Annotated in this window: 26 protein-coding genes; 4 read left to right on the top strand and 22 right to left on the bottom strand. The window is 37.6% G+C overall.

The features are described from left to right. Positions 1-31: 31 nt before the first annotated feature. From V7D82_RS00755 to V7D82_RS00670, 18 genes are all read right to left on the bottom strand, one after another. Positions 32-1,294: a murein hydrolase activator EnvC family protein gene (locus V7D82_RS00755; protein ID WP_333599056.1), complete on the bottom strand. Its 1,263-nt coding sequence runs from the start codon at positions 1,292-1,294 to the stop codon at positions 32-34. Positions 1,295-1,315: 21 nt separating this feature from the next. Beyond that, positions 1,316-2,080: a DUF4292 domain-containing protein gene (locus V7D82_RS00750; protein WP_333599055.1), complete on the bottom strand. Its 765-nt coding sequence runs from the start codon at positions 2,078-2,080 to the stop codon at positions 1,316-1,318. Beyond that, entirely contained in the window at positions 2,080-3,429 is a 1,350-nt protein-coding gene (locus V7D82_RS00745) for a tetratricopeptide repeat protein (protein WP_333599054.1), read from the bottom strand. The genes V7D82_RS00750 and V7D82_RS00745 overlap by 1 nt, the downstream gene beginning before the upstream one ends. Before the next feature lie 7 nt (positions 3,430-3,436). Beyond that, entirely contained in the window at positions 3,437-4,447 is a 1,011-nt protein-coding gene (locus V7D82_RS00740; RefSeq protein ID WP_333599053.1) for a sugar phosphate nucleotidyltransferase, read from the bottom strand. Positions 4,448-4,470: 23 nt separating this feature from the next. Beyond that, on the bottom strand, positions 4,471-4,905 hold the full coding sequence (gene dut / locus V7D82_RS00735) for a dUTP diphosphatase (RefSeq protein WP_333599052.1): 435 nt from the start codon (positions 4,903-4,905) through the stop codon (positions 4,471-4,473). After that, complete coding sequence (locus V7D82_RS00730) at positions 4,902-6,371, bottom strand: lipopolysaccharide biosynthesis protein (protein ID WP_333599051.1); 1,470 nt, start codon at positions 6,369-6,371, stop codon at positions 4,902-4,904. Before V7D82_RS00730 ends, dut begins: the two co-directional genes overlap by 4 nt. 100 nt (positions 6,372-6,471) lie before the next feature. Beyond that, the gene (atpG, locus tag V7D82_RS00725) at positions 6,472-7,332 is read right to left on the bottom strand and encodes an ATP synthase F1 subunit gamma (protein ID WP_333599050.1); all 861 of its coding nucleotides are present in this window, start codon (positions 7,330-7,332) and stop codon (positions 6,472-6,474) included. Positions 7,333-7,412: 80 nt separating this feature from the next. After that, positions 7,413-8,990, bottom strand: coding sequence for a F0F1 ATP synthase subunit alpha (gene atpA / locus V7D82_RS00720; RefSeq protein ID WP_333599049.1), 1,578 nt, complete (start codon positions 8,988-8,990; stop codon positions 7,413-7,415). A gap of 22 nt (positions 8,991-9,012) precedes the next feature. After that, positions 9,013-9,546 carry an ATP synthase F1 subunit delta gene (gene atpH, locus V7D82_RS00715; protein WP_333599184.1) on the bottom strand — a complete coding sequence of 178 codons (534 nt, stop codon included), beginning with the start codon at positions 9,544-9,546 and terminating at the stop codon, positions 9,013-9,015. Then, complete coding sequence (locus V7D82_RS00710; protein ID WP_333599048.1) at positions 9,546-10,046, bottom strand: F0F1 ATP synthase subunit B; 501 nt, start codon at positions 10,044-10,046, stop codon at positions 9,546-9,548. Before V7D82_RS00710 ends, atpH begins: the two co-directional genes overlap by 1 nt. A gap of 83 nt (positions 10,047-10,129) precedes the next feature. Next, entirely contained in the window at positions 10,130-10,324 is a 195-nt protein-coding gene (gene atpE, locus V7D82_RS00705; protein WP_333599047.1) for an ATP synthase F0 subunit C, read from the bottom strand. A gap of 33 nt (positions 10,325-10,357) precedes the next feature. Next, positions 10,358-11,500 (bottom strand): F0F1 ATP synthase subunit A, encoded by a 1,143-nt coding sequence (gene atpB, locus V7D82_RS00700; RefSeq protein ID WP_333599046.1) that lies wholly within the window; start codon positions 11,498-11,500, stop codon positions 10,358-10,360. A gap of 117 nt (positions 11,501-11,617) precedes the next feature. Beyond that, positions 11,618-12,016: a hypothetical protein gene (locus V7D82_RS00695; protein WP_333599045.1), complete on the bottom strand. Its 399-nt coding sequence runs from the start codon at positions 12,014-12,016 to the stop codon at positions 11,618-11,620. Positions 12,017-12,018: 2 nt separating this feature from the next. Further along, on the bottom strand, positions 12,019-12,249 hold the full coding sequence (locus V7D82_RS00690; protein WP_333599044.1) for an AtpZ/AtpI family protein: 231 nt from the start codon (positions 12,247-12,249) through the stop codon (positions 12,019-12,021). Continuing rightward, a complete protein-coding gene (locus tag V7D82_RS00685; protein WP_333599043.1) occupies positions 12,218-12,622 on the bottom strand; it encodes a bactofilin family protein in 405 nt (134 codons plus the stop codon). The genes V7D82_RS00690 and V7D82_RS00685 overlap by 32 nt, the downstream gene beginning before the upstream one ends. Before the next feature lie 4 nt (positions 12,623-12,626). After that, positions 12,627-15,446 (bottom strand): type IX secretion system periplasmic lipoprotein PorW/SprE, encoded by a 2,820-nt coding sequence (porW, locus tag V7D82_RS00680; protein WP_333599042.1) that lies wholly within the window; start codon positions 15,444-15,446, stop codon positions 12,627-12,629. An 88-nt stretch (positions 15,447-15,534) separates the two neighbouring features. Continuing rightward, positions 15,535-16,233 carry an ABC transporter ATP-binding protein gene (locus tag V7D82_RS00675; RefSeq protein WP_333599041.1) on the bottom strand — a complete coding sequence of 233 codons (699 nt, stop codon included), beginning with the start codon at positions 16,231-16,233 and terminating at the stop codon, positions 15,535-15,537. 26 nt (positions 16,234-16,259) lie between these two features. Next, a complete protein-coding gene (locus tag V7D82_RS00670; protein WP_333599040.1) occupies positions 16,260-17,726 on the bottom strand; it encodes a DUF5687 family protein in 1,467 nt (488 codons plus the stop codon). A 118-nt stretch (positions 17,727-17,844) separates the two neighbouring features. Here V7D82_RS00670 and V7D82_RS00665 point away from each other — a divergent pair, with 118 nt between their 5' ends. Beyond that, positions 17,845-18,900 carry a ferredoxin--NADP reductase gene (locus V7D82_RS00665; RefSeq protein ID WP_333599039.1) on the top strand — a complete coding sequence of 352 codons (1,056 nt, stop codon included), beginning with the start codon at positions 17,845-17,847 and terminating at the stop codon, positions 18,898-18,900. Between the two features lie 44 nt (positions 18,901-18,944). Here the strand turns inward: V7D82_RS00665 and V7D82_RS00660 are convergent, their stop codons facing one another. Together V7D82_RS00660 and V7D82_RS00655 are read right to left on the bottom strand one after the other, a co-directional pair. After that, positions 18,945-19,943 carry a glycosyltransferase family 9 protein gene (locus V7D82_RS00660; RefSeq protein ID WP_333599183.1) on the bottom strand — a complete coding sequence of 333 codons (999 nt, stop codon included), beginning with the start codon at positions 19,941-19,943 and terminating at the stop codon, positions 18,945-18,947. A gap of 59 nt (positions 19,944-20,002) precedes the next feature. Next, entirely contained in the window at positions 20,003-20,608 is a 606-nt protein-coding gene (locus V7D82_RS00655) for a DUF4254 domain-containing protein (protein ID WP_284650972.1), read from the bottom strand. Between the two features lie 67 nt (positions 20,609-20,675). Between V7D82_RS00655 and upp the strand changes: the two genes are divergently transcribed. Further along, positions 20,676-21,329, top strand: a complete 654-nt coding sequence (gene upp, locus V7D82_RS00650; RefSeq protein ID WP_333599038.1) for a uracil phosphoribosyltransferase — start codon at positions 20,676-20,678, stop codon at positions 21,327-21,329. On the opposite strand, the gene V7D82_RS00645 is transcribed toward upp, so the two are convergent. Then, positions 21,324-22,253, bottom strand: coding sequence for a DUF6427 family protein (locus tag V7D82_RS00645; RefSeq protein WP_333599037.1), 930 nt, complete (start codon positions 22,251-22,253; stop codon positions 21,324-21,326). The genes upp and V7D82_RS00645 overlap by 6 nt on opposite strands. A gap of 45 nt (positions 22,254-22,298) precedes the next feature. On the opposite strand from V7D82_RS00645, the gene V7D82_RS00640 reads away from it, so the two are divergent. Further along, on the top strand, positions 22,299-22,529 hold the full coding sequence (locus tag V7D82_RS00640; protein ID WP_333599036.1) for a DUF6341 family protein: 231 nt from the start codon (positions 22,299-22,301) through the stop codon (positions 22,527-22,529). Here V7D82_RS00640 and purD read toward each other — a convergent pair. Then, entirely contained in the window at positions 22,521-23,795 is a 1,275-nt protein-coding gene (gene purD / locus V7D82_RS00635) for a phosphoribosylamine--glycine ligase (protein WP_333599035.1), read from the bottom strand. The genes V7D82_RS00640 and purD overlap by 9 nt on opposite strands. A gap of 99 nt (positions 23,796-23,894) precedes the next feature. Between purD and V7D82_RS00630 the strand changes: the two genes are divergently transcribed. Then, a complete protein-coding gene (locus V7D82_RS00630) occupies positions 23,895-25,238 on the top strand; it encodes a T9SS type A sorting domain-containing protein (protein ID WP_333599034.1) in 1,344 nt (447 codons plus the stop codon). The last annotated feature ends 18 nt before the right edge of the window (positions 25,239-25,256 follow it).

Raw genomic sequence — 25,256 nt, 5'->3', positions numbered from 1 at the left:
AAAAAAGTCCCAATTGCTTGGGACTTTTTTGTTACATATTATACAACCACGAAGCCGGATTGTTATAGGTCGTATTTTGAAGAATCAGGAATTTCAAAATGGTTTTACCGGTATCTCCATTGGTTCTGATTTTCCCCAGAGTTTCTTTGGTCGATACTTTGTCACCAACGCTAACATTAACACTACTCAGGTTTTGATATACGGTAAAGAAATCCCCGTGCTGAATAAATACAGCAATATTCAACGGCGATAATTTAATAACCTTGGTTACTTCGCCACCAAAAACTGCTCTGGCCGAAGCGCCATTTTCAGTTGTGATTTCTACACCACTGTTGTGAACGGTCAGGGTTTTGTATACCGGATGCGGTTGGTCACCATAAGGCAGCGTCACCACTCCTTTTTCTACCGGCCATGGCAATTTTCCTTTGTTGGCTCTGAAATTATTGGCAATCAATTGTCCTTCAGGAGTTAATACAATTTTGGCCGAACTTTCAACGGCTTTAGTTTCGGCTGCAGTTGTTGTTTTAGGATTCGCTTTTACTTTGGCTGCCGCTGTTTTTTTATTGGCTGCTGCAATGGCTTCGCGGATTAATTTTTGAATTTGAGCATCAATCTTTTTCGTTTCCTGTTGTTTCTTTTTGATTTCGGCTGCAATTTTGCCTTTGTCTTTTTTGATTTGATTGGCTATTTTTTCCTGCTCTTGTCTTTCTTTTTCAAGGCTTTGTCTTTCTTTTTCGTTTTCGGCAATCAGTTTTTCTTTGTCCGATTTTTGCGCGCCAATCTTCACATTGTAATCTTCGAGTTGCTTGGATTTTCCTTTTATTTCCTCACCTTGCATTTTGCGGTAACTCGCATATTGCTTCATGTATTGCGCACGCTTGTATGCCTGAAGGAAGTTTTGCGAAGACAATAAGAACATAGCGCGACTTTGCTCTGAACGGCTCTTATACGACTTTAAAATCATCTCTGCATAATCTTTTCTAAGCTCGTCCAAATCGCGGTTGAGTTGGTTGATTTTAAGTTGATTTACATAAATATCGTTACTCAGCAACTTGGTTTGTTTCTCGGTGGTTTTAATCAGTTTTTCTTTTAAACCGATTTTTTCCTGTTGAATCATCAATTGGGAAACCACCGATTTCTCTTTGCTTTTCATTGATTGCAGCAATTGTTCTTTCTCTTGGATTTCCAGTTGAATTTTGGCTTTGCGCTCTTCGAGTTGTTCTTGCGTAGGTGGTTGACTCCACATTGGTGTCGCTAAACAAAAAAATAAAAAGAATAAAAGGAATCTCGGCATAGTTAGGTTATTTTGGCAAATCTATTTAATATAAATTCTTTCATAATCATCCGGAACACTGTATGGAAATGAAAGCTCTTCGTTGAATGTTATATTGTTATAATCAATTGAAATTTCTGTTTTCCCCGATTTTTGAAACGCATTGATCAGCAAACTGGCCGGCAAATAAGCAGCAGAAACTTCCTGAAAATTGGGATAATTCACCTCTAAAGCTCTTTCCTGATCCTGTTGAATAATCTCTTGTTTCTTTAACAAATAATGTTCGCCTTCAAACAAAAAGGATTTTTCGGTGGTATTTTCAACTGTATTTAATTTATAAAACTTGTCAACAATGGAGCTGACATACTTTCCTTTCGTCAAATCGTCCATCGGTTTGCCAAGCAACATGTTTTGCACTTTCTGAAAATCTAAATCGGTTCCCAACCATTTGCTCAAAGCTGCATAATCGCCTTCGAAATACGTGCCGTTTATTTTTTCGTAATACTTCACTTCGTTAGGCGTAATTAGGGCTTTGGCCATCGTTATCCCCAAAAAACGGATGCTTACTAATATCTTCTCGTCTTTCTTAATTTTGATTTCCGCCGAAACATTCTGCGACTGCTTTTCGTCTTTGTATTTAGCGGCAGCTCTAATGTATAACGATGAAAAGTCAATTTTATTATCGTATTGTTTTTGAATGATTTTTTCAGAAGCTAAAACATCACTGGCTTTCCCTTCATTTAAAACGGCTTTTGCTTTACAGGAAACCAGTAAAAGAACCAACCATACAACTCCTATTTTTTTCATTACTTCTTTTGTTTATTAATCAGCTCATTGGCTCTGGTGAAATAGCTTTCCTTCTTTTTCATATCGCCCAAACCACTGTAGGCTTCACCTAATTGTATGTTGAAGTTGATTTCCATCGCCACATCATCAATCACAAAATCCAACCCTGCTTCTAAAATAGTAGCGGCTTTTTTAAAGTTTTTCATTTGATTGTAACCCAACCCGGCATAGTAATAAAACTGGGGCTGTGTTGGGAAAAACTGCATCAACTCTTCGGCTTTTTTGGCCAAAAGATCAAATTGCTGGTTCTCGGTATACGCCTGAAGCAAGAGCTGTTGCGTTTCCACATCGTCTGGAGCATTTTTCAAATGCATTTCGAAATACTTAATCGTTTTGTTCCAATCGGCTTTGGAATAATAAAACTTGCCGATTTCTTTGGCCACTTTCACTTCCTTGTCATTGTCAAAATAGGAAATGGCCTTGTCTAAATCGGGTTCGTATTTGGGATTGTTTTTGGCAAAAATCAGAAACTCATTCAGGATTCTGTGCTTGATTTTTTGGTCTATTTTTTTGCTTGGCAATACAATGTTCATGGCCTTCACCGCATTGTCCCCATCATTATTGTTCAAATGAAACTTAAACAAACTCACTTGTGCCCAATCAGACGTAGGAATTGCGGCCTCCAGTTTTTTGGCAATTTCCAATGCTTTTTCTTCCTGATTGCTTTGCGAATACATATAAATCAGCGAAATATAGTTGGATTCCTCTTTGGGGTATTTTTTGATTTGTTCCAAAAGGTTGTTCTTTTCAGCCGATTGGTATTTGGCATCTTTTAAAATATCCGCTTTATACAATTCGCGTTTGTCTGACTTCCCGAATTTTTCATTTAACTCGTTGATGAGCTCCAATGCTTTGTCAAACTGTTGTGTATTCATATACAGTGAAGTCAAATCTTCTTTGTAATCTTCCTTGAATTCTACCAGTTTTTCTACAATGGGAATGGCTTTGTTGTAATCATTTGTTTCATAACAAACATCATACATCCCCACCCAGGCCCAGCGGTTTTTGGGATCCATTTGGGTTGTTTTTTCGAAGTTGTCGTAGGCCTCTTTGTATTTTTTTTGTGCCAAATAATTTTTACCCAATTCGAAATAAACCACCGGATTGTCGGGCTCAATGGTTTTCCCTTTTTCTAAAGCTTCAATAGCTTTGTCGTAATTCTCAATGCTTTTTTGTTTGATAGCTTCATAGAAATAATCTTGAAATCCATCGTCTATCGTTACCACTTCCTTAGGTTCGTTTTGAGCCCAAAGAAAGCTAGGAATGAAAATCATTCCTAAGAGTAAACCATAAATCCCAAGTTTTTTCATTTGTCTTTTATTCTAAAACTGAGTAATCACCTATGCTGATGCTGGTAAAATCACCATCAAAACTGGCATGATTTCCAATCATGGCGTTATCTAAATGAGCATTTTTAATATGCACATGCGTTTGCACCAAACTGTTTTTTATTTCCGTGTTTTGAACATGGCAGCCATCACCCAAAGATACATTGGGTCCAACAGTTGCATTAATCAAAACCACATTTTTTCCGATATAACAAGGCGGAATGATATTCGAGTTTTCAGATTTCACATCATAATCAATCAAATGTTCTCCGTCATTGTGCAAAAAGCCCAACATTCTCGAATTGGTCTCCACGGTTACATCTTTGTTACCACAGTCCATCCATTCGTCTACTTTACCCGGTACAAATTTCATGCCCTTTGCCATCATTTGCTTAATACCATCATTTATTTGATATTCGCCACCGTGAATAATGTTGTTGTCTAAAACGGATTGCAGTTCGTTTTTCAACACCGCAACGTCTTTGAAATAATAGATGCCAATAACCGCCAAATCAGAAACAAATTCTTTTGGTTTTTCTACCAATTCTATAATCTCATTGGCTTCGTTTAAATTGATTACCCCAAAAGCTTCCGGTTGCTCTACTTGTTTTACCCAAATAACGCTGTCGGCACTTTGGTCTAAATCAAAATCGGCGCGAATTAAAGTATCGGCATAAGCAATTACGGCCGGACCGCTTAAGGAATCTTTGGCACACATAATGGCGTGACCGGTTCCAAGTGCTTCGTTTTGATAGTAAATGGTTCCTTTGGCACCTAATTTTTGAGCAATCGCAATCAAGTCTTCTTCAACTTTTTTGCCAAAACTTTCATGAATTACGAAAGCAACTTCGTCAATTTTCTGATTTAAAACGCCGGCTATATCTTCAACCAATCGATGAACAATCGGTTTTCCGGCAATAGGAATTAACGGTTTTGGGATGGTTAATGTATGTGGGCGAAGTCGTGAACCACGACCCGCCATAGGAACTATTATTTTCATTTTAAATGCTTTACTTTAGTATTTTATTTCACTCCGGTACTGCCAAAACCGCCTTCTCCTCTTGAGGTTTCTGATAGTTCTTCCACGGCAATCCATTCGGCGCGTTCGTGTTGAGCAATGATTAATTGGGCTATTCTTTCACCATTTTCCACCACGAAATTTTCATTGGATAAATTTACTAAAATCACCCCGATTTCTCCACGATAATCAGCATCAACTGTACCGGGTGAATTCAAGACTGTGATTCCTTTTTTGGCGGCCAGTCCGCTTCTTGGGCGAACCTGAGCTTCGTAACCAATGGGCAATTCAATAAACAAACCTGTTTTTACAATGGCTCTGTCTAATGGTTTCAGGGTTATCGGCTCTGATAAATTGGCGCGCAAATCCATCCCAGCTGAGGCAATGGTTTCGTAATTGGGCAATTCGTGTTGCGATTTGTTGATGATGTTGATGGTCATTCTTTTGCTTTTCTTTTGATGATTCGGAGCAATGTTTCTTTTTCACTGTAATAAATAAAATAGAGGAACACTCCCAATAATCCTATTTTTATAAAATAATTATCTCGCAATTGAGGGATGTAAAATGAGATGGCGGAAAATACTATAGTAAGGCCAAGGTAACTGAATATTTTATTAAAGTCATACGGAATCGGATAGCTTTTTTGTCCTAGTTTGTAAGAGATAATCATCATACTTCCATAGGCGGCAATTGTAGCAATGGCCGAGCCATAGTAACTCATCGTCGGAATCAAAAGATAATTCAGAATCAAGGTCACGGCAGCACCCACCAGTGAAATATAAGCGCCTATTCTTGTCTTATCAATTAATTTGTACCAAACGGATAAATTGGTGTAAATCCCAAGAAAGAAATTCGCCAGAACGATTAGCGGCACTACTTTCATGGCATCCCAATAATTGTCGTTAGGCACCAATACTCTTTTGAGTAAATCGGCAAAAACAATCACAAACAGCGTGATAAACGAACCGAAGATCACAAAGTATTTGGTTATGGTGGCATACGTTTGTTGGGCATTTTCATTGCTGGCATGACTAAAGAAAAAGGGTTCGATTCCCAGCGTATAAGCCGTCCGGAACAATACCATGAACATCCCGATTTTGTAACAGGCAGAATAGGCTCCAATGTCTGACATGGGAACATGCATCCAATCTAAAAGGATTTTATCAAAATGTTCGTTGATGGCAAAGGCTATTCCGGCAAACAAAATGGGCAAGCCGTATTTCATCATTTTTTTCCACAGTACTTTATCAAATTTCCAGGAAATGTGAATGTAATTTGGAATCAGGACAAGCAGTGTAACCAAACTGGCCACTACATTAGAAATGAAGATATAGCCAATCTGGAAATTCTCGATGTAAATGGTGCTTAAGAATCCATTCGGATTATTAGCCACGATTTTGGGTAAAAAGGCCAAAAAGAAAATATTAAGCAATAAATTTATGGTGACGTTTGTCATTTTTATGACTGCATATTTCATGGGTTTCCGTTCGGCTCTCAACTTAGAAAACGGAACGATGGCTAAGGCATCCAGCGTCAAAATCCAGATGGTATAGGTAATGTATTCAACACTTATATCTGACCAACCGGCCAGTGTTTTCCTAAACAATAAGGCCAGGCCTAAAAACCCAAGGGAAGACCAAAAAAGAGAAACGGTGGTGGTGGAAATCACATTTTTTTTATCGTCTTCGGAATTGTAAAATCGGAAAAAGGACGTTTCCATACCGTATGACAAAACCACATTGAAAAAAACCAAATACGCAAAGATTACGGAAACCTCACCCATTTTGCTTTTATCGGGCAAATAATACACAAACAACGGATTCAGGATAAAACTGATTATTCTGGGAAAAACAGTTGCCAGTCCGTAGATAAGAGTTTGTTTGAAAAGATTTTTATAAAGGCTCAATGAGAGTTTGTTTAAGGTATTGAACAAAAATAGCCATTAAATTCATTCCAAAAAAAAAGAGCGAACAAATGTTCACTCTTTCTTAGCAATTTATTTTTCCTTATCCTTTCAAAGCTTCTGCTCCACCAACAATCTCAAGGATTTCGTTAGTAATAGCAGCCTGACGTGCTTTGTTGTAAGTTAATTTTAATTGGTTTCTCAACTCCGTTGCGTTATCCGTAGCTTTGTGCATCGCGGTCATACGCGCTCCGTGTTCAGAAGCAAAAGAATCTCTTACGGATTTGTACAATTGTGTTTTCAATGATTTTGGAATCAATGTCAATACGATTTCTTCTTTAGAAGGTTCAAAAATATAATCGCCACTTGAAGCTGGTTTGTCAGAAGCAATAGGTGCCAATGGCAGGAATTGTTCTGTTTGTACCACTTGAGTTGCAGCATTTTTGAATTGATTGTATATCACTTCAATTTTGTCGTATTCACCGGAAATGAATTTTTCTGTCAATGCATCGGCAATTTCGGCAACGTTATCAAAAGTAAGATTGTCGAATACTTCGCTTCGGTTGGCAATAACACTATTGGTTTTTCTCAACACGTCGTTTCCTTTTTTACCAATGGCAAAAATATCTACTTGTTTTCCTGCGTAACCGTCCGCAACCAATTTTGCCTGCTTAATTACATTGGTATTGAAAGCACCACACAAACCACGGTTTGAAGTAATCGCTACAATCAACACTTTATTGATTTCGCGTTGCGTGGTGTATTGTCCACCGGCATCGCCATCCAAAGTAGCACTAACGCTTTGTAATAATTCCGTTAATTTTTCGGCATAAGGTCGCATCGCTGTAATCGCATCTTGTGCTTTTTTCAACTTTGCGGCAGAAACCATCTTCATCGCCGATGTAATCTGCATCGTCGACTGAACGGAAGTAATTCTATTACGGATTTCCTTTAAGTTTGCCATAGTTAAATTTGAAAATTATCTGATTTGAGAATTTGAAAATGGATTTACCGCTTCAAATTCTCAAACCTTCAAATTGTTATTTAGTTATATTTCGCTGAAATTTCTTTAGCTGCTTTTTCTAAAACATCAGTAATGTTATCGTCTAACTTACCGGCTTTAAGTGCATTTAAAGTATCTCTGTGTTTGTTGTTCAAGTACTCGATATAATCTTTTTCGAATTCTTTTACTTTGTTTACAGGAACGCTTCTCAACAAGTTTTTAGAACCTGCGTAGATAATAGCTACCTGATCTTCTACAGTAAACGGATCGTTTACGGCTTGTTTCAGGATTTCAACGTTTCTTCTTCCTTTTTCAATTACGTTTAATGTTACTGCATCCAAGTCAGAACCGAATTTAGCAAACGCTTCCAATTCACGGAACTGTGCTTGATCTAATTTCAACGTACCCGATACTTTTTTCATCGATTTAATCTGAGCATTACCTCCTACACGGGATACCGAAATACCTACGTTGATCGCCGGACGAACTCCTGAGTTAAACAAGTCAGACTCTAAGAAAATCTGTCCATCCGTAATCGAAATTACGTTAGTTGGGATATACGCAGAAACGTCACCCGCTTGTGTTTCGATAATTGGTAAAGCTGTTAAAGAACCGCCACCTTTTACGATTGGTTTCAACGAATCCGGTAAGTCGTTCATGTTTTTCGCGATATCATCATCCGCGATTACTTTACAAGCTCTTTCTAATAAACGAGAGTGTAAGTAGAATACGTCTCCAGGATAAGCCTCACGACCTGGTGGTCTTCTTAACAACAAAGACACCTCACGGTAAGCCACCGCTTGTTTTGATAAATCATCATAGATAATCAAAGCCGGACGGCCTGAATCACGGAAATACTCTCCGATAGCAGCACCTGCCATTGGAGCATATACCTGCATTGGAGCAGGGTCAGAAGCGTTAGCAGCCACAATAATCGTGTAAGCCATAGCGCCTTTTTCTTCTAATGTTTTTGCAATACCTGCTACTGTAGAGGCTTTTTGCCCAACAGCTACATAGATACAGAATACTGGTTGCCCAGCATCGTAGAATTCTTTTTGGTTCAAGATTGTATCGATACAAACGGTAGTTTTACCCGTTTGACGGTCACCAATAACCAACTCACGTTGTCCTCTACCTACAGGAATCATCGCGTCAATTGACTTGATACCTGTTTGTAATGGCTCTGTTACCGGTTGACGAAAGATAACTCCAGGAGCTTTTCTTTCCAATGGCATTTCGTATAAGTCACCACCAATTGGTCCTTTACCATCGATTGGCTCACCAAGTGTGTTAACCACACGACCTACGATTTGTTCCCCAACTTTCAACGAAGCGATACGTTGTGTTCTTTTTACTGTTGATCCTTCTCTGATCCCAGTTGATGGTCCTAAAAGTACCACCCCCACATTGTCTTCTTCTAAGTTCAAAACGATAGCCTCTAACCCGTTATCGAATTGTACTAACTCACCGTATTGTGCGTTTGACAAACCGTAAACACGAGCGATACCATCACCCACTTGAAGAACTGTTCCCACTTCTTCTAACGTAGCTCCAGATTGAAATCCTTCTACTTGTTTCTTTAATATTGCTGAAATTTCAGCAGCTTTAATTTCCGCCATTTTGATATATCTTTAATGGTAATTAATTACTAAATTCTCTTTTTAACTCCTGCAGTCTGTTGGCCACAGAAGCATTATATTGTTTGTCTCCGATTCTCAAAATAAATCCTCCGATGATGGCTGGATCTACGATGTTCTCGATAGTTATCTTTTTATCTGAAATGCTAGCAATCTTAGCCAAAACTTTACTTTCTAAACCAGCATCCATTGGGAAAGCTGTAGTAACTTTGGCTACTTCCACACCGTTCATTTCGTCGAACTGAGCGTTGAACTGAGTAGCAACTTCGGCTAAAATTTCAAATCTTTTGTTTTCCTGTAGCAATCTGAAAAGCGATTTTGTTTCTCCCTGAACCGAAGCAAATACTTCTGAAACCGCATTCATTTTTACATCTGTAGCAATGATTGGGCTTGACAAAAATTCGCTTAGTTCAGCGCTTCCTGCCATGGAAGCAACGATTGACAACATGTCGTCGTTTACTTTAACAGCATTTCCGCTTGAAACCGCAGTTTCTAAAATGGCTTTGGCGTATCTAATCGCAGCTCTTGACATACCGATTAATTTAATTTTACATCACCTAACATTTTCTCTACCAATTTGGTTTGAGCTTCTTTGTTAGATAATTCGTCTTTTAATAATTTTTCGGCAATCTCCAATGATAAAGAAGAAACCTGAGATTTCAATTCAGCCAAGGCTGCATTTTTCTCGCTTTCGATAGAAGCTTTGGCTTGCTCAATCATTTTTTGACCGGCTACTTGCGCTTCTGTTTTAGCATCGTTGATCATTTTGTCTTTGATTTCACGAGCTTCTTTCATCATGGTGTCACGCTCTAATCTTGCTTCAGCTAACAATTTCTCGTTATCTGATTTCAGATTTTGCATTTCTTTTTTAGCATTTTCAGCCGAAAGCAATGCGTTTTTGATGCCTTCTTCTCTTTCGTTAACGGCGTTAAGAATTGGTTTCCAAGCAAATTTTTTCAATAAGAAAATCAATCCTACGAAAATTAAGGTTTGCCAAAAAAACAATCCGAACGAAAAATCATTTATTAACTTTTCCATGTTATATAGGTAATTATAGTCTTTCTAATTTAATTAAGTAAACAAAAGCCACAACCAACCGTTATGGCTTTTAGTTTTTTTGATTATTTTACTGCGAATAAAGCAGCAAAACCAATACCTTCAATAAGCGCTGCAGCAATAAGCATAGCGGTTTGAATTTTTCCAGTAGCTTCTGGTTGACGAGCAATAGCGTCCATTGCAGATCCACCGATTCTACCGATACCAATACCAGCACCGATTACTACTAATCCAGCTCCAATGATTTTAGGAATTTCCATAATGTATATATATTTAATTAAACATTCAATTTATTAGTGAGCCTCTTCGTGATGATGCTCTTCTGATGCTGCTCCAAAATACAAAGCCGATAGCATTGTAAAGATGTAAGCCTGTAATAGTGCTACTAAAATTTCAATCATTGAAATAGCGAATGACAAGACAAATGATAAACCGCTTCCTACCCAATTGTGAAAGGTAAACATTAATGCAATCAAACTCATTAATACGATGTGTCCGGCAAAAATATTAGCGTACAAACGAATCATTAATGAAAAAGGTTTGATGATGGTTCCCAATAATTCAATCGGAATTAAGATGATTTTCATAGGAACCGGTACTCCTGGCATCCAGAAAATGTGTCCCCAATAATCTTTCTTAGCGGTAAACGTTGTGATTAAGTAAGTAACGATGGCTAAACCAAAAGTTACTGCAATATTTCCGGTTACATTAATTCCCAGTGGAGTCAATCCGAAGATATTTAAAAACCATACAAAAAAGAATATCGTCAATAAATAACTCATGTATTTTTTATAGTGCTTTTCACCAATGTTTGGGATGGCAATTTCGTCACGAACATACAATACGATTGGTTCGAAGAAACGTCCAACACCTGAAGAAATTCCATCGTTTTTGATGTAAGATTTGGCCAAACTTGTAAACAGCCAAAACATTAAAAATGCCACAACAATAATCGTTAAAACACCTTTTGTGATTGAAAAATCAAGAGGCTGAACATTCGTTGGATGCTCTTCGCCTTCTACTTTTTCAAGATTTAATTTTCCGGTAGCATCGGTTTTGTATATTCTTTCGTGGTGTAAAACATAGTAGTTTCCGTTCGATTCCGCAACAGCTTCCCCATTGTTGAATTTTGCAGAAGAGAAAACCTGTAACCCATTATCCCAAAGAATTATTGGTAATGAAAAGCCATAGTGCGCTCCGGTTTCTTCGTCAGCAAACAAAGAAAAACTGTGTCCGTCTAGAACGTGGTGTCCTATAACTTCGTCTATTTTTTCTTGTTTTTCTGCGGCTTCATCCTTTACTTCTTTCTTTTCAACAGCCACTACTTCTTTCTTTACCGAAAGAGTATCTTCTGAAGTATTGGCAAAACTAAATAAAGGCAGACAGGCCACTAAAGCGGCTATAATGAATTGGAGTGGTTTTTTTGAAATCACCATATCTGATAATTAACTTAAATTAACTTTTTTCAAATTTGGTGCAAAAGTACAATATTAATTAATATTAAAAAGTATATGTTTTGTTTTTTTTGGCGGAATTGTCAATTTAGAGACGAATTATTGTTTATTGTTTAAAATTCTGATGGTTACAATGGTTTCTATTGCTAAAAAGTAAATAAATATACTAAAAAAACTCATTTTTTCTGTTGGTGTTTTAGCCAAATTTGCCTCTAAAATTGGCTGTAAAAAAGCATAGGCCACAGCCATTTTTAAAGTAGTTAATAGCAAGAACGTGTACCCAACGTTATCAATGCTTTTCTCTTTTACTATCCTCAAGACAAACACAATGAGTAAAGCAAACACCCCAAAGAATACATACAGTGACGGTATGGAATACACAAAATTGCTTTCGAAAACTCCAGGGACAAACCAGTAAAAAATGATTTTATGAATGATAAGACCAATAATGGAAGCTAATAAAACGATAAAAAGAGAGTGGTATTTCTTTAAGTTCATTGTTATTCGTCGGATTTATTAATTTCTTTCAACTGGCGATTGATGTTATAAAAGGCAACAGCAACTCCTACAAGCGTTGAAATTTTTACATAAACAGTATTTGGATTGGGAAATTTTTGGTCAAGCCAATCGCCTAAATAGGAAAACAAGAAAATAATAATACCCATTTGAATGGGAATGTTAATCAGCGCCAACCATTTGTTACGCGATTTTTTCTTCTGAGGATTGTCCATTGGCAGGCAGGTTTTTTACGTGCGGTTTCATCACACAGGAAGCGCTAAATTCTGCTCCCGGTTCTACGGAAAGTTTCCCGCAGATTACTTCTCCTTTGATGTGTGCTTTTGATTTGACATTCAAAATTTCCTGAACCTGAATTTTGCCTTCGAAAACGCCTTCAATATCTGCATTTTTACAAATGATATCGCCTTTCACACTAGCGGCCGGACCAATCACAATTTTCCCTTTGGATTGGAAATTACCCATCAAATGACCATCCAAACGAAAATCTGCAGGAGAATTAATATCTCCGGTAATGGTGGTTCCTTCTACAATTCTATTGGTTTTACCCAAAAGATCGGTGTATGATTTTGGACTTTTTTCAAACATGATTTTATCCTTTTTTACCTGCTTTCTCGATTTGTGGAGATGGTGGCAAACCAAATTCCTTGGTTCCTTCTTTTGCTCCTTTATCTTCTGACTCTTTAGTATCCTCACCAGATGATGGGTCTTGTTGCTCGCTTTTCTGCTGCTGTTTTTGTTGTTGTGGCTCAACTGTTTTTTCAAGAGTTCCGTCCCAATCCGGTTGTTTAGGATTGGCTTCCAATTTACCGGCTACAAAATCATCTAAATTCTTTTTGATTTGAACAACTGTGTAGTTTTCGGCAGAAATAATTATCGGCGTTTCTTGCACTTTATATTCTTTGAATTCTTTTAATATCGAAGTAATTCCTATGGCTAAGTCCTGAGAAGTCACACCGTGAATTACGACAAAATTATCCGTCATAGTATAAATATCGTTGGATAACGAAAGCCTCTTAAGGTCTCTGTCGGTAATGAATTTTTTGATTTTTTCTATCAGTGCTTTTGTATTCTTATCTTCAAAATCTTTAGTGGCATATAATATTTTCCAGTTTTTTGAATCATTTTTCGATAGTGATAACGCTGCTAATTTTGGCAAATCAACCGACAATAATTTTTCTGCTTTTTTGCCTTCTTCACTATTTGGATAATTAAGTGCTACAAAATTTAAAGCTTTACTATACTCCTCAAGGCCAGCTAATTTTCCTGTAATTTGGGCTTTGAGCAATTCAAATTTCGGGATGATTTCCTCTCCTGTAAAGCGGTCAATAGCTTTTTCCGTGGCCGTTAAAACAGTTTTATATTCTCCGTTTTGATATTGTTTATAAATGCTTTCATAAACCGCATTGGGCGAATCACTGGATTCTTCAGCTGCACTGGCCGGGTTCGTTAAAATTTGAGCGTATCTGGAATTTGGATATTGTGCAATGATATCCGTTTTCATCGCTTCGGCTTTATTTTTATCTAAAATTTCGTAAAGCTTATACAAGTTGTACATCGATGGTAGAACCAGTCTTTCTTCGGGATTGTTATTTAACAATTGCTCTAATCGATCAATAGCCAATTGGTATTCTTTGAATTTCTCTTTGTAAATAACTCCCAATTGATAATACGCAAAATTTCTTTCTTTGCTTAAACTGTCAATCAAGGTTTGTGAGGTAGGGATTTGTTTGATGTAAAAATTCGGGTCTAATTTTTCATCTACTTTTTCAGCGGCTTTCGCGGCCTCATCTGCATCACTTTTTTCGGTATCAATCGTGTCTTTCTTAGTGTTGTTTTTTTCTGAAAGAGAAGCTACCCGCCAATTGTCTTGCAGGGTTCTTTTGCCCCAGTTTTTTAAAAAAGTTGTTTTCCCGAAAGCCACCATCGTAGGATTATAAAAATAAAAAGAGCTTTCTCCTGCCGAGGCTGTTGCATTCGCCAAGGCTGGCAGTGCATTACCGATATTTTTAGTTCCCGGTTGATCGGGAGAATCTATTTTTCCATCCGTTCTGTTTTCATTCTCTTTTATTCTTGCTTGCTTTTCAGCTAATTTTTTGTTGGCTTCTTCTGCCTTTTTTAACTTCGCAATAAACTTTTCAAAATAGGCTGTTCTTTCAGCACCCGACATTTTATACAATGAAATAATGCTATCATTGCGTTGTGCAATTCCTTCATATTTAATTACGTCTTCGAGGTTTTCTCTTTTCTTTTTAATAAAATTGAATTCGCGGGTTCTTGGTTTTAAGTTAACCAATGTACTGTCATAGTATTTGCCTGCCGTAGAGAATTTAGAATCTATAAAATACAAATCGGCCAAATTTCTATAGTTAGATGCAATAAGATATGTGTCTTGCGTTTTCTTTTTTAAGGAAGCATTATAGTATTTTTTAGCCGTTTCTCTATTGCCTCTTTTTTCATAAAACAAAGCCATTTGATGATTTAACACATCCAAATAAGGTCTGTTTTCCCTGTCTGCTAACAAGTCATTGTATTTTTTAAGAAATGCAATGGTATCTCCTTTGGTATAATCAAACTGACTGGCTTGTCTGGCGTGGGCGTGAATTACATATTGACGAGCCGCTTGCCTGTGCATATCAATCACCGATTGGTAGGTGGCAAAAGCACTGTCTTTATAGCCTAATTGCTCATAGATTTGAGCCAGTATGAATCGGTACCGCGCTTTTTCTTCTTTCGATTTTGTAAATTCTGTAGCGATTTTTATCTTGGCAACGGCACTGTCTTTTTCTTCTAAATTTAAAAAAGCCTGTGCTAAAGTTGCGTTGGCATCGGCAAAAATCTGATCTTTAAACTTAATTTCTTTGAGTAATTTTCGAAGATTGTTAACGGCTAAGGCGTCGTTTTCCAAACGCATATTGGTTTTTTCTCTCCAAATTTTTACTTCGTAAATTTTATCACTGTTTGGATATTTATACAACACATAATTAAAGGCTTCTAAAGCCGGAACAAAACGTTGGTCGTAGTAACGCGCTTTTCCCAGCATTAAATGAGCTTCATCCATTTGTGGGTTTTTTTCCGAACCCTGAATATTCATAGAGTGTTTTTGAATCGCTTTGGTGGCTTTGGTTTCGGCTCTTTCAAAATTGGCGTTTTTAGTGTCGCCTGGCATCATTTTTTCATCAGCAACTTGCATTCTTTCCACCGGAAGGATATCCCAAAAATTGTCTTTGTTTTGCAACACAACTTCCTGAATGCCTTTGTCTAAAGCAATTCCTCCGTTATACAAAATATTGTATTTGGTACTTAATGCGTGTGAATTTCTGGAAAGGAAAGTGTTTCTTTTGGTAGAACAAGCTATCAAAAAAACCAACAATCCCGAGAAGATAAAATATTTAATAGTACTGGTTTTCAAAGCAAAACGTTTTTTAATATAACGTGAAAAAGTCATAAATAGTATAACTAACTGGTAAAAATACGTTTCTTTTTGATATAGCAAAAAATTAGACCGCAAAAAATGCCTCCAGCTCTTTTAAAGTTTCCGGAGAGGTTTGAATATCTTTGACCACTTCCCCTAAATGCAAAGCAACAATCCTATTACAAACCTCAACAGTATGCACTAAATCATGGCTGGAAACCAAAACAGTAACCGTAGGATCTTCAGCTAATTCTTTGATGATTTTCTTCAATCGATTCACCGTGGTCGGATCCAAATTAGCAAATGGTTCATCCAAAATAATCACTTCCGGACTCCCAATTAAAGTAGCAATGATGCCCACTTTTTTCATATTCCCTTTGGATAAATCTCTTAGGTATTTTTTACTGTTCAGAATTTCTCCGTTGAAAAATTCTTCGTGTTTGTTGAGTAACGCATCTACATCGGCTTTGTTTTGTCCACGCAAATCGCCAATGAAATAGAAATATTCTTCGGCCGTTAAATACCCAATCAAAAAGCTTTCGTCAATAAAGGCAGCCGTAAAAGGCTTCCAGGCTTCACTGGCATTAACCTGCACCTCATTGTTTTTAATAAATCCGGAACTTGGTTGAATTAAGTCTAAAAGCAAGCTGAAAAAGGTGGTCTTCCCAGCGCCATTATTCCCCACTAAGCCGAAACTTTGTCCTTTTGGAATCTCAAGATTATTGATGTTTAAAACGGTTACTCCTGAATTATATCTTTTGGTTAAATTGGTAACTTGTATCATGGTGAAAAATATTTTTTGTGTTGATTTTAGTTTTTTTGTTTGTATGCCTCTATGGTAGCGTATTTTTCGGTTTTGTAGATTTTTTCGATGATGGCAAACATTTTGTCTCTGAAGGCAAAGCCTAAAACACCTGCCAAACCAACGAATAAACACCCAATTTCCGGACTGAAGATAAAATATCCCAAGGCATATAGCAACATCGGCACTAGCAGTTTGGGCAAGGCCAGTAATACGTTTTTAAAACTAAAGGCCTGCTTTTGTCCAAAGGCTTTTCCGGCAGTTAAATCGATAGCGGTTTTATTGTAAGCCCCTCCCAATAAAACCAAATGCGAATTGACGCCAATGTTATAGATGGCCCCAACCACAATTAACAAGTAAATTTTCCAACCGAAATAAATATAGAAAGAGGCCACTACCGTTGAAATCACTGTGGCAATAACCATCAGCCACCATTTTGAATTTAAATATTCGCGGTAACTGATATTTTGACTCATCATTAATTGGTAATAAGCACTGTCCCAACTCGGCACAAACTGCCCAAAATTCAACAAGAAACCACCCGAAACAAAGATGCCGCCAAAAACCTGCATCGCCGGGTTGTTATAAGCTTCAATGCTATTGGTAAAAAACAGCAATCCGTAAAAAATAAAAACAATGCTGGCAATGACCGTTCCTCTTGGTCGCTTGTTTCTTTTAATCAATTTAATGTCATTTTTAAGAAACGTTCCCAATGTCCCGAATTGGTTCAGCCAAGTGAAGTTTTCGGTTTTGGCTTCATCGCTTTTTTTGGCCAAACCAGTATCTAAATTCAAATTGTTTTTGAAATAGGTAAAGGTGAAATAATACAAAACCACCGCCAAAACTATCGGGAGTAAAAACATAAATCCGGTGCTGTACATGCCCTGGAAAAATGGCTGTGTGTAATTGGTAACATCAAAATAGTTAAAATACTGTGCCGCTCCCAAACCAGCCACTACTGCCAATAACGGATAAAAAATACTGTCTTTATTATTAATTAAAACATTGATGAAATTATTAGAATAAATCAAGGCTGCAATGCCCAAATGCCAAAGAATAACCTGAAAACCATAACCGTGCATCAGCAAGACAATCGTAAACGGCAGAAAGAAAAAAACATGCAACACATTGAAGAAAGAAATGACCGTTTTTCCTAAAGTAAAATGAACAACGGTGTTTCTTTTAATCGGTAAAGTCAATAATGGTTTGATATTCGTAACCGGCATTTTTTGAAAAAAATACCGAACCACTAAATCGCCAACCAAATAATAGATTAAAAATTTATTTACAGTGGCTAAAGGCTCCATGTGCAAATCTTCTTTTAACAAAAAGAAAATTAAAATTCCCATGGCGACAAAAATGGTGATGAAATAAGCGGCAACAAAACCCATGATGATTTTCAACGCCAAATTAGTAGCAAAAGAGGCCGAACGAAAAAAGGATTTCCATTCCAGCGTAATAAAATGTTTGAACATGTGTGTTGGTTTAGGTTTTCGAAATTAGTTTCTAAATGTAGAAAAAAGTTACAAACTTTCAAATTTTCTTTACTTTCCAAATCCCCGCTATTTCTTTACCTTTGCAAAAACAATTTTCATGTCAGCCTTTTATAAATTACATATCAAAGAAGTAAAACACGAAACACCACATGCCGTTTCGGTAGCTTTTACGATTCCCAATGAATTAAAATCCGTTTACCAATTCACCGCCGGTCAATACGTAAATCTGAAATTAACGCTGGACGGACACGAAGTTCGTCGTGCCTATTCGGTTTGTTCTTCGCCTAATAGTGGAGAATTGCGCATCGCCATTAAATCGGTGAAAAGTGGTCATTTTTCCAAATTTGCCAATGACAATCTGAAAGCCGGTGACATTTTGGAAGTCAGCCAGCCCGAAGGTAGATTCACGTTTGAGCCTTCTTTTTCCAACCTTAAAAATTACGCAGCCTTTGCTGCCGGAAGTGGAATCACACCGGTTATGTCTATCTTAAAATCGGTTTTAGAAAGCGAACCTAAAAGCACTTTTGTGTTGGTTTACGGAAACAAAACGCCCGAAGAAACCATCTTCCACAACGAATTGCACGAGTTGCAACTGAAATATGTGGGCCGTTTTTTTGTGCATTATGTGTTTAGCCAAGCCCGTGCTGAAGGCGAGCATTTTGGTCGTATCGACAAATCGATTGTCAATTTTGTACTCAACAACAAACACAAAGAAAAAGAGTTTGACAAATTCTATTTATGCGGTCCGGAAGAGATGATTACTTTGGTTTCCAATGTCTTGAAAGAACACAGCATTCCTGAGAAAAATATCAAATTTGAATTATTCTCCACGTCAACAGCCGGCGAAAACAAGGAAGCTGCCAGTCATACCGGTCATACCAAAATCACGGTGATGGTAGACGATGAAGAAACGACTTTCGAAATGTCGCAAAAACAAACCGTTTTGGAAGCCGCATTAAAACAAGGAATTGATGCTCCGTATTCCTGCCAAGGAGGCATTTGCAGTTCTTGTTTGGCGCGAATCACTAATGGTTCTGCCGAGATGAAAAAGAACTCCATACTTACTGATGGCGAAATTGCCGAAGGATTAATACTAACGTGTCAAGCGCATCCGACATCTGCAGAAATTTATGTGGATTACGATGATGTTTAAAATATAAATGAAACGAAAAAGCTTCTCAAATTGAGGAGCTTTTTTTATGCTAAAGAAGTGTTGATTTTATCTAAAACCGATTCCACTGAAATGGTTCGCATGGCCTCTTCGTAGCCTGCTACTTTCTTATTTCCATAAATGGAGGTTGGCAGCAACGGATATTTTTCACGGTCTGCTGTCAAACAATTTTCCATCGGTTGATTAAACGGTTTGAATCCGGCAAACGGATGCGTGGCGCCCCAAAGCGTAATCACATTCACACCCAGCATTGCCGCAATGTGCGAGTTCCCACTATCCATGGAAAGCATGAGATCAAGATTGGAAATCAGCTGCAGTTCCTGTTGTAAATTTAGCTTTCCGGCCACGACAATTGTGTTGTTTTTATTTTGGGCTAATGTCTTTAATTGCTCAATTTCTTTATTTCCACCACCAAAAAGGAAGAGTTTGTACTTCGGATTTGTTGCCAAATCATCCATCACTTGTTGCATCAAATCCATCGGATACATTTTGCCTTCGTATTGTGCAAACGGGGCAATGCCAATCCACTTTTGAGTTTCTTTTTCGCCGGAAATTTTTAAAATTTCATTGGCTAAAACTGCTTTCGCCGGAAACTTTGGATTCGAAATAGCAACTGTAAAACCAAGCTGCTGAAAAGTATCCACGTGTCTATCCACCATGGCCTTTACCGGTTGAAAGATTTTATTTTCGGCACGAGTGAGTGCTTTCTTTTCCGCTCTGCCTTTATCGGTAAACGCTACTTTCTTTCCGCTTAAAGCAAATAAAGTACGGACAACTTTAGAACGCAAAACGTTATGCAAATCGGCCACCGCATCGATATTGAATTGCTTCAAATCAGCATACAATTTCAGCAAACCCAAGAACCCTTTGTGCCTTCCTTTAACATCTACGGCAAAGAAATTTACATTGGGAATTCCGTCAAAAAAAGGTTGAAAAAATGGTCGCGAAACTACCGTGATTTTCACCTCCGGATGCTGCTGTACCAATGCTCTGATAACAGGAACCGTCATCGCAACGTCGCCCATGGCTGACAGTCGGATGACGGCTATATGTTGGATTTTGTTTGACAAAAGGTTGTCGGGAATTATTTCTTGTTTTGGTACAACACCGGATTCAAATCGTCGTCGTTGTACATTTTCATTTGCTTGTACACTTTCATGAATTTGTCGCCGTTTTCAATATCGGTCAACAAGTCGTTGATGGAAATAAACATATCGCTTTTTTGGTCTAACAAGACGTTTAATTTTTCCTGACATTTGGCTCTGTGCTCTGCTGTAGCTTCAGCACGATTGGCTTCTTCGCTCATGTGGTAAATTTTCAAAGCCAAAATCGACAAACGGTCAATCGCCCAAGCCGGACTTTCAGTATTGATTTTAGCATTCGGTTTTACCTGAACATCTTTGTGTTTTTGCAGAAAATAACTGTCGATATATTCCACCATATCCGTACGAACCTGGTTCGACGCGTCGATTTTTCGCTTCAAAACTAAAGCTGCTACCGGATCAATATTCGGGTCACGGATGATGTCTTCATAATGCCATTGCACGGTGTCAACCCAGTTTTTGGCATACAATAAATACTCGATAGTTCCTTTGGTATAAGGATTTAGAGTTGGTTGGTATACATCATCAATCACATGGTAATCTTTAATGCTTTGTTCGAAAATTGGAAAGGCAAATTGTGAAAACATAACGGTAAAATTTATTTGCAAAGATAGTTTTTATACTTTTACCCAAACATACAAATTTTAGTCGTCCATGCATATTCATTATATTTCCGAAAAGAACAGTATTCTCAATCATTTTTTGGCCCAAATTCGCGATGTTACCATCCAAAAAGACAGCATGCGTTTCCGGAAAAACATTGAACGCATTGGTGAAATCATGGCGTATGAATTGAGTAAAACGTTGGAGTATAAAGCGGTGGATGTACAGACTCCATTGGGCATTAAACACACCACTACCGTTGCTGAACCGGTGGTTTTATGTTCTATTCTTAGAGCGGGATTGGCTTTACACATGGGTTTCATGAATATTTTTGACAATGCCGAAAACGGTTTTGTTTCCGCTTACCGCCATCATTACGATAACGACGATAAGTTTGATATTTTAGTCGAATACCAAGCGGCACCTTCTTTTGAAAATAAAAACCTGATTTTGATTGATCCGATGTTAGCAACAGGACAATCGATAGTAGCGGTTTTGCAGAAATTGCATTTGGAACAAAAACCAAAAGAAATTCACATTGCGGTTGTTATTGCGGCACCAGAAGGAATAGAATATCTGCAGAAAAATCTTCCCGAAAACTGTCATCTTTGGGTGGCGGCTCTGGACGAAAAACTCAACGAGAAAAACTACATTGTTCCCGGTCTTGGCGATGCCGGTGATTTGGCTTACGGCAACAAATTATAGTTGCGCAAAGAAGGCAAAAAAGCTTCCAACAATTAGTAACAACAATACGATTTCCTGATACATTTTGTTTTGGGAATATTCGATATTATTGGTCCCCATTACGGATAACGGCATAAAGGTAAAAAGTAACATGGCATTATTTTTTTCGGGCGAAAGTGCAAAAACTATCGCGCCGATTAAAAAACCGAATATCATTTTCTTATAAGAAGCCTGAAGAATTAAGGGTCTATTGGTTAAAGAAACTATCATTGAAAACACAAAGTACAAAGCAATGACCACATAAAAAGACAGCGCCGCATTTTGGTAATTATTGACGAAATAATTTAATTCAAAATTCATTTGCGTTTGGCTCAGGATATGATCAATCCAAGTTTTGTCAAAAACCAAGGCAGCTAAAACAAATACAACTGCTGTAGCAAAAAAAGCTACAAATGGTAACAGCCAGTTTCTGTAATCCCGGGAAGCGTGAAAAATGATGGAAATGTAGACCAAGACAATGAAAAGAATGCACCAAAAGTGAAACAAACTGGCGATAAAAATCCACATAGACGCATCGAAAATTTTCTCTTTTGGAGCTTTTAACGTTTGCAATGAAATCAATCTTCGCATGGAAAGCAGCAGAAAAAAGTTGGCAAACAATAAATTTGAATTATTAAAAACACTCGGAAAAAGCAATAAAAATAGCAGGAAAAACAGAATCGTGTAGCTGCTGTCTTTGGTCAATCCGTTCTTCTTCACCATGAAATTGACCAGAAAAAAAGAAGCTAACAATAAGACAATCAACAGACTATTTTTTGACAATCCGTTGGCGGCCGCTGTGATGTACAAATCACTGGTTTGGTATATAAAAAAGAAAAATAACAACAGTACTACAATCAGCGAATAATTGAGAATTGTAGATTTTTTAAAAACGCTTGTTATCATGTGGATATTTTATACATTTGTGCTGTAAATATAACATTTTATAAAATGAAAGCATTTTTTGAAGGCATTCAAACCGTATTTGTAGACTTTTTATTCAAACCATGGGATTGGTTACGAACTTTGGAATTAAGCAACTGGTGGTTGGCTAATATCGTTAGCTGGGCATTAATGTTGATTTGTGCCAAATACATCGTATACTGGTGTATGGAATTAAAAAAACATCAAGACAACAACGAAGAAAACCAAGATACAACGGCTCATTCTTTCTTAAAGTAAGTCGAACCCAATATCTTTTCTAAAATACATCTTATCAAAATGTAGCTGGTCTATGTTTTGGTAAGATTTTTTTATGGCCTCCTGGAAGTTATCTCCAAAAGAGGTCACGGCCAAAACTCTTCCGCCATTAGTGACAACTTTTCCGTTTTCTGTTTTTGTTCCGGCATGGAAAACAATGGAATCTTGAACACTTTCAAGACCTGAAATTTCAAAGCCTTTTTCATATTCTTCCGGATAACCGCCCGAAACAATCATAATCGTAGTGGCGCTTCTTTCGTCAATTTCCAAGGCAACCTCATCTAGTTTTTGATGGGCAACAGCCTGAAACAATTCCACCAAATCCGATTTGATTCTAGGCATTACGACTTCGGTTTCCGGATCGCCCATTCTGACGTTATACTCGATGACCATTGGCTCGCCTTTGACCACAATAAGCCCTATGAAAACGAAACCTTTATACTCTATTCCATCCTTTTGTAAACCGTCAATGGTTGGTTTTACAATTCGATTTTCTATTTTTTCCAACAAAACCGCATCGGCAAAAGGAACTGGAGAAACCGCTCCCATCCCGCCGGTATTTAAACCCGTATCGCCCTCGCCAATTCGTTTGTAATCTTTGGCGGTTGGCAGTACTTTGTAATTTTTACCATCGGTCAAAACAAAACAACTTAGTTCAATCCCGTCCAGAAATTCTTCAATGACCACTTTGGAACTAGCGGTTCCGAATTTGGCATACACCAACATGTTACGCAATTCCGTTTTGGCTTCTTGTAAATTCTGAAGAATCAGAACGCCTTTCCCGGCGGCTAATCCATCGGCTTTTAATACATAAGGCGGTTGTAAAGTTTCCAAAAAACGACAGCCTTTTTCAACGGTATCCGAAGTAAAACTATCATAGGCCGCTGTTGGAATTTTATGTTTGATGAGAAACTCTTTGGCAAACTCTTTACTTCCTTCCAGTTGTGCGCCAACTTTTGAAGGCCCAATTACCGGAATGTGTTGTAATGCACCATCATTTTTGAAGAAATCATAAATCCCAAGTACCAAAGGATCCTCAGGACCTACGACAACCATGTCAATCTTTTCCTGAACAGCAAACGCTTTTACGGCCTCAAAATCGTTGGGATTAATTGAAACATTGGTGGCTATTAAATCCGTTCCGGCATTCCCGGGTGCTACAAATAATTTAGTGCATTTAGAACTTTGAAGTAGTTTAAAGGCTAAAGCGTGTTCTCTTCCGCCCGAACCCAGTAGTAAGATTGTCATTGTGTGTTGTGTTAAAGGTATGCAAAAATAACACGTTTATTTTTTTATTGTATAAATTTTACTAATTTAGTACTCTTAAAAATTATAAAACTACAAACTATGAAAAAACTTTTACTTTCTTTATCCTTATTTTCAATAGGATTTGCCGCTAATGCTCAGTGGGTTGCTCAAGCCTCAGGTTTTACGGATGTAAATCGAGGAATCGACGAAATTCACGTTATTGATGCTAACACTGTTTGGTGTACTGCTTATGACGGAGTAACAACTTCAAATAATGTACAAGAATTTACAAAAACTATTGACGGAGGAACTACATGGGTTCCGGGTCTTATTGATATTGGAGATACTACTTTAAAAATTGGAAACTTAACAGCCGTTAATGGAACTACTGCTTGGGTTAGTGCCTTTGACAACTCTCTAGGTCTTGGTGGTGTTTGGAATACAACTGATAGTGGAGTAACATGGACACAACAAAACACTACTGCTTTTACAGGAGCTACTTCTTGGTGTGATGGGGTTCACTTCTTTGATGCAAACAATGGTGTGGCATTTGGAGACCCTGCCTCAAGTTCCGCTAATGACCTTGAAGCCTACAGAACTACTGATGGTGGTGCCACTTGGACTTCATTAGCCGCAGCAATGACAAACATTATCCCTGGAGATTTCGGTTACGCCGGTAGTTTTGCTGCCGTTGGAAATGCGATGTGGATTACTACTGCAAAAGGAAAAGTATACAGAACCCTTGACAAAGGAGCTACATGGACAAGACTAAACTCTCCAATTGCTGATTTTGGTGGTGGTGACACTGCTACTTCATCAGGAAGACTTTATTTTAGTGATGCCAACAATGGAATTCTAATTGGAAACACCCTTTCCGGAACAACTATTACTGCTCGTAAATTATACAAAACTACTGATGGTGGTTCTACTTGGAGTGCAGGTGTTGCTTACACTCAACCTTATAACTACAACATTTGTTATGTTCCTGGAACAACTATGTTAGTAGGAACTGGTGTTGCATCTAGTGTGTATTCATCAGCGCTTAGTTTAGATAATGGTACAACTTGGACTGTTATTGAATCAGGAACTCAAAGAACAACTGTTGGTTTTGCAAGCACAACTACAGGATGGGCTGGTGGTTTTAATTCTGATGCTTTTACAGGTGGTATTTTTAAATTCAGCGGAAACTTAGCTAATCAACAATTTGCTAACAACTCCTTTAAAGTATATCCAAATCCATCTTCTTCTTTTGTAACCATTTCATCAGAACAATTAGATTCTTTCAAATTGAAAGTTACTGATTTAACTGGTAAAGTAATGCTAACACAAGAATTCAGTGGTATTGAAAACACTGTTGATGTTTCTAGTTTTGCAACTGGTCTTTACTTCTTCGAAATTAATTCAGGAAGCAAATCAGAAACTATCAAAATAATGAAAAATTAATACTGAATAAATAGTATT

The organism is Flavobacterium sp. (genome assembly GCF_036741995.1).
Classification (GTDB): Bacteria; Bacteroidota; Bacteroidia; order Flavobacteriales; family Flavobacteriaceae; genus Flavobacterium.
The sequence above is the reverse complement of the archived record's forward strand: the minus strand, read 5'-3'. Positions and strand labels throughout refer to the sequence as shown.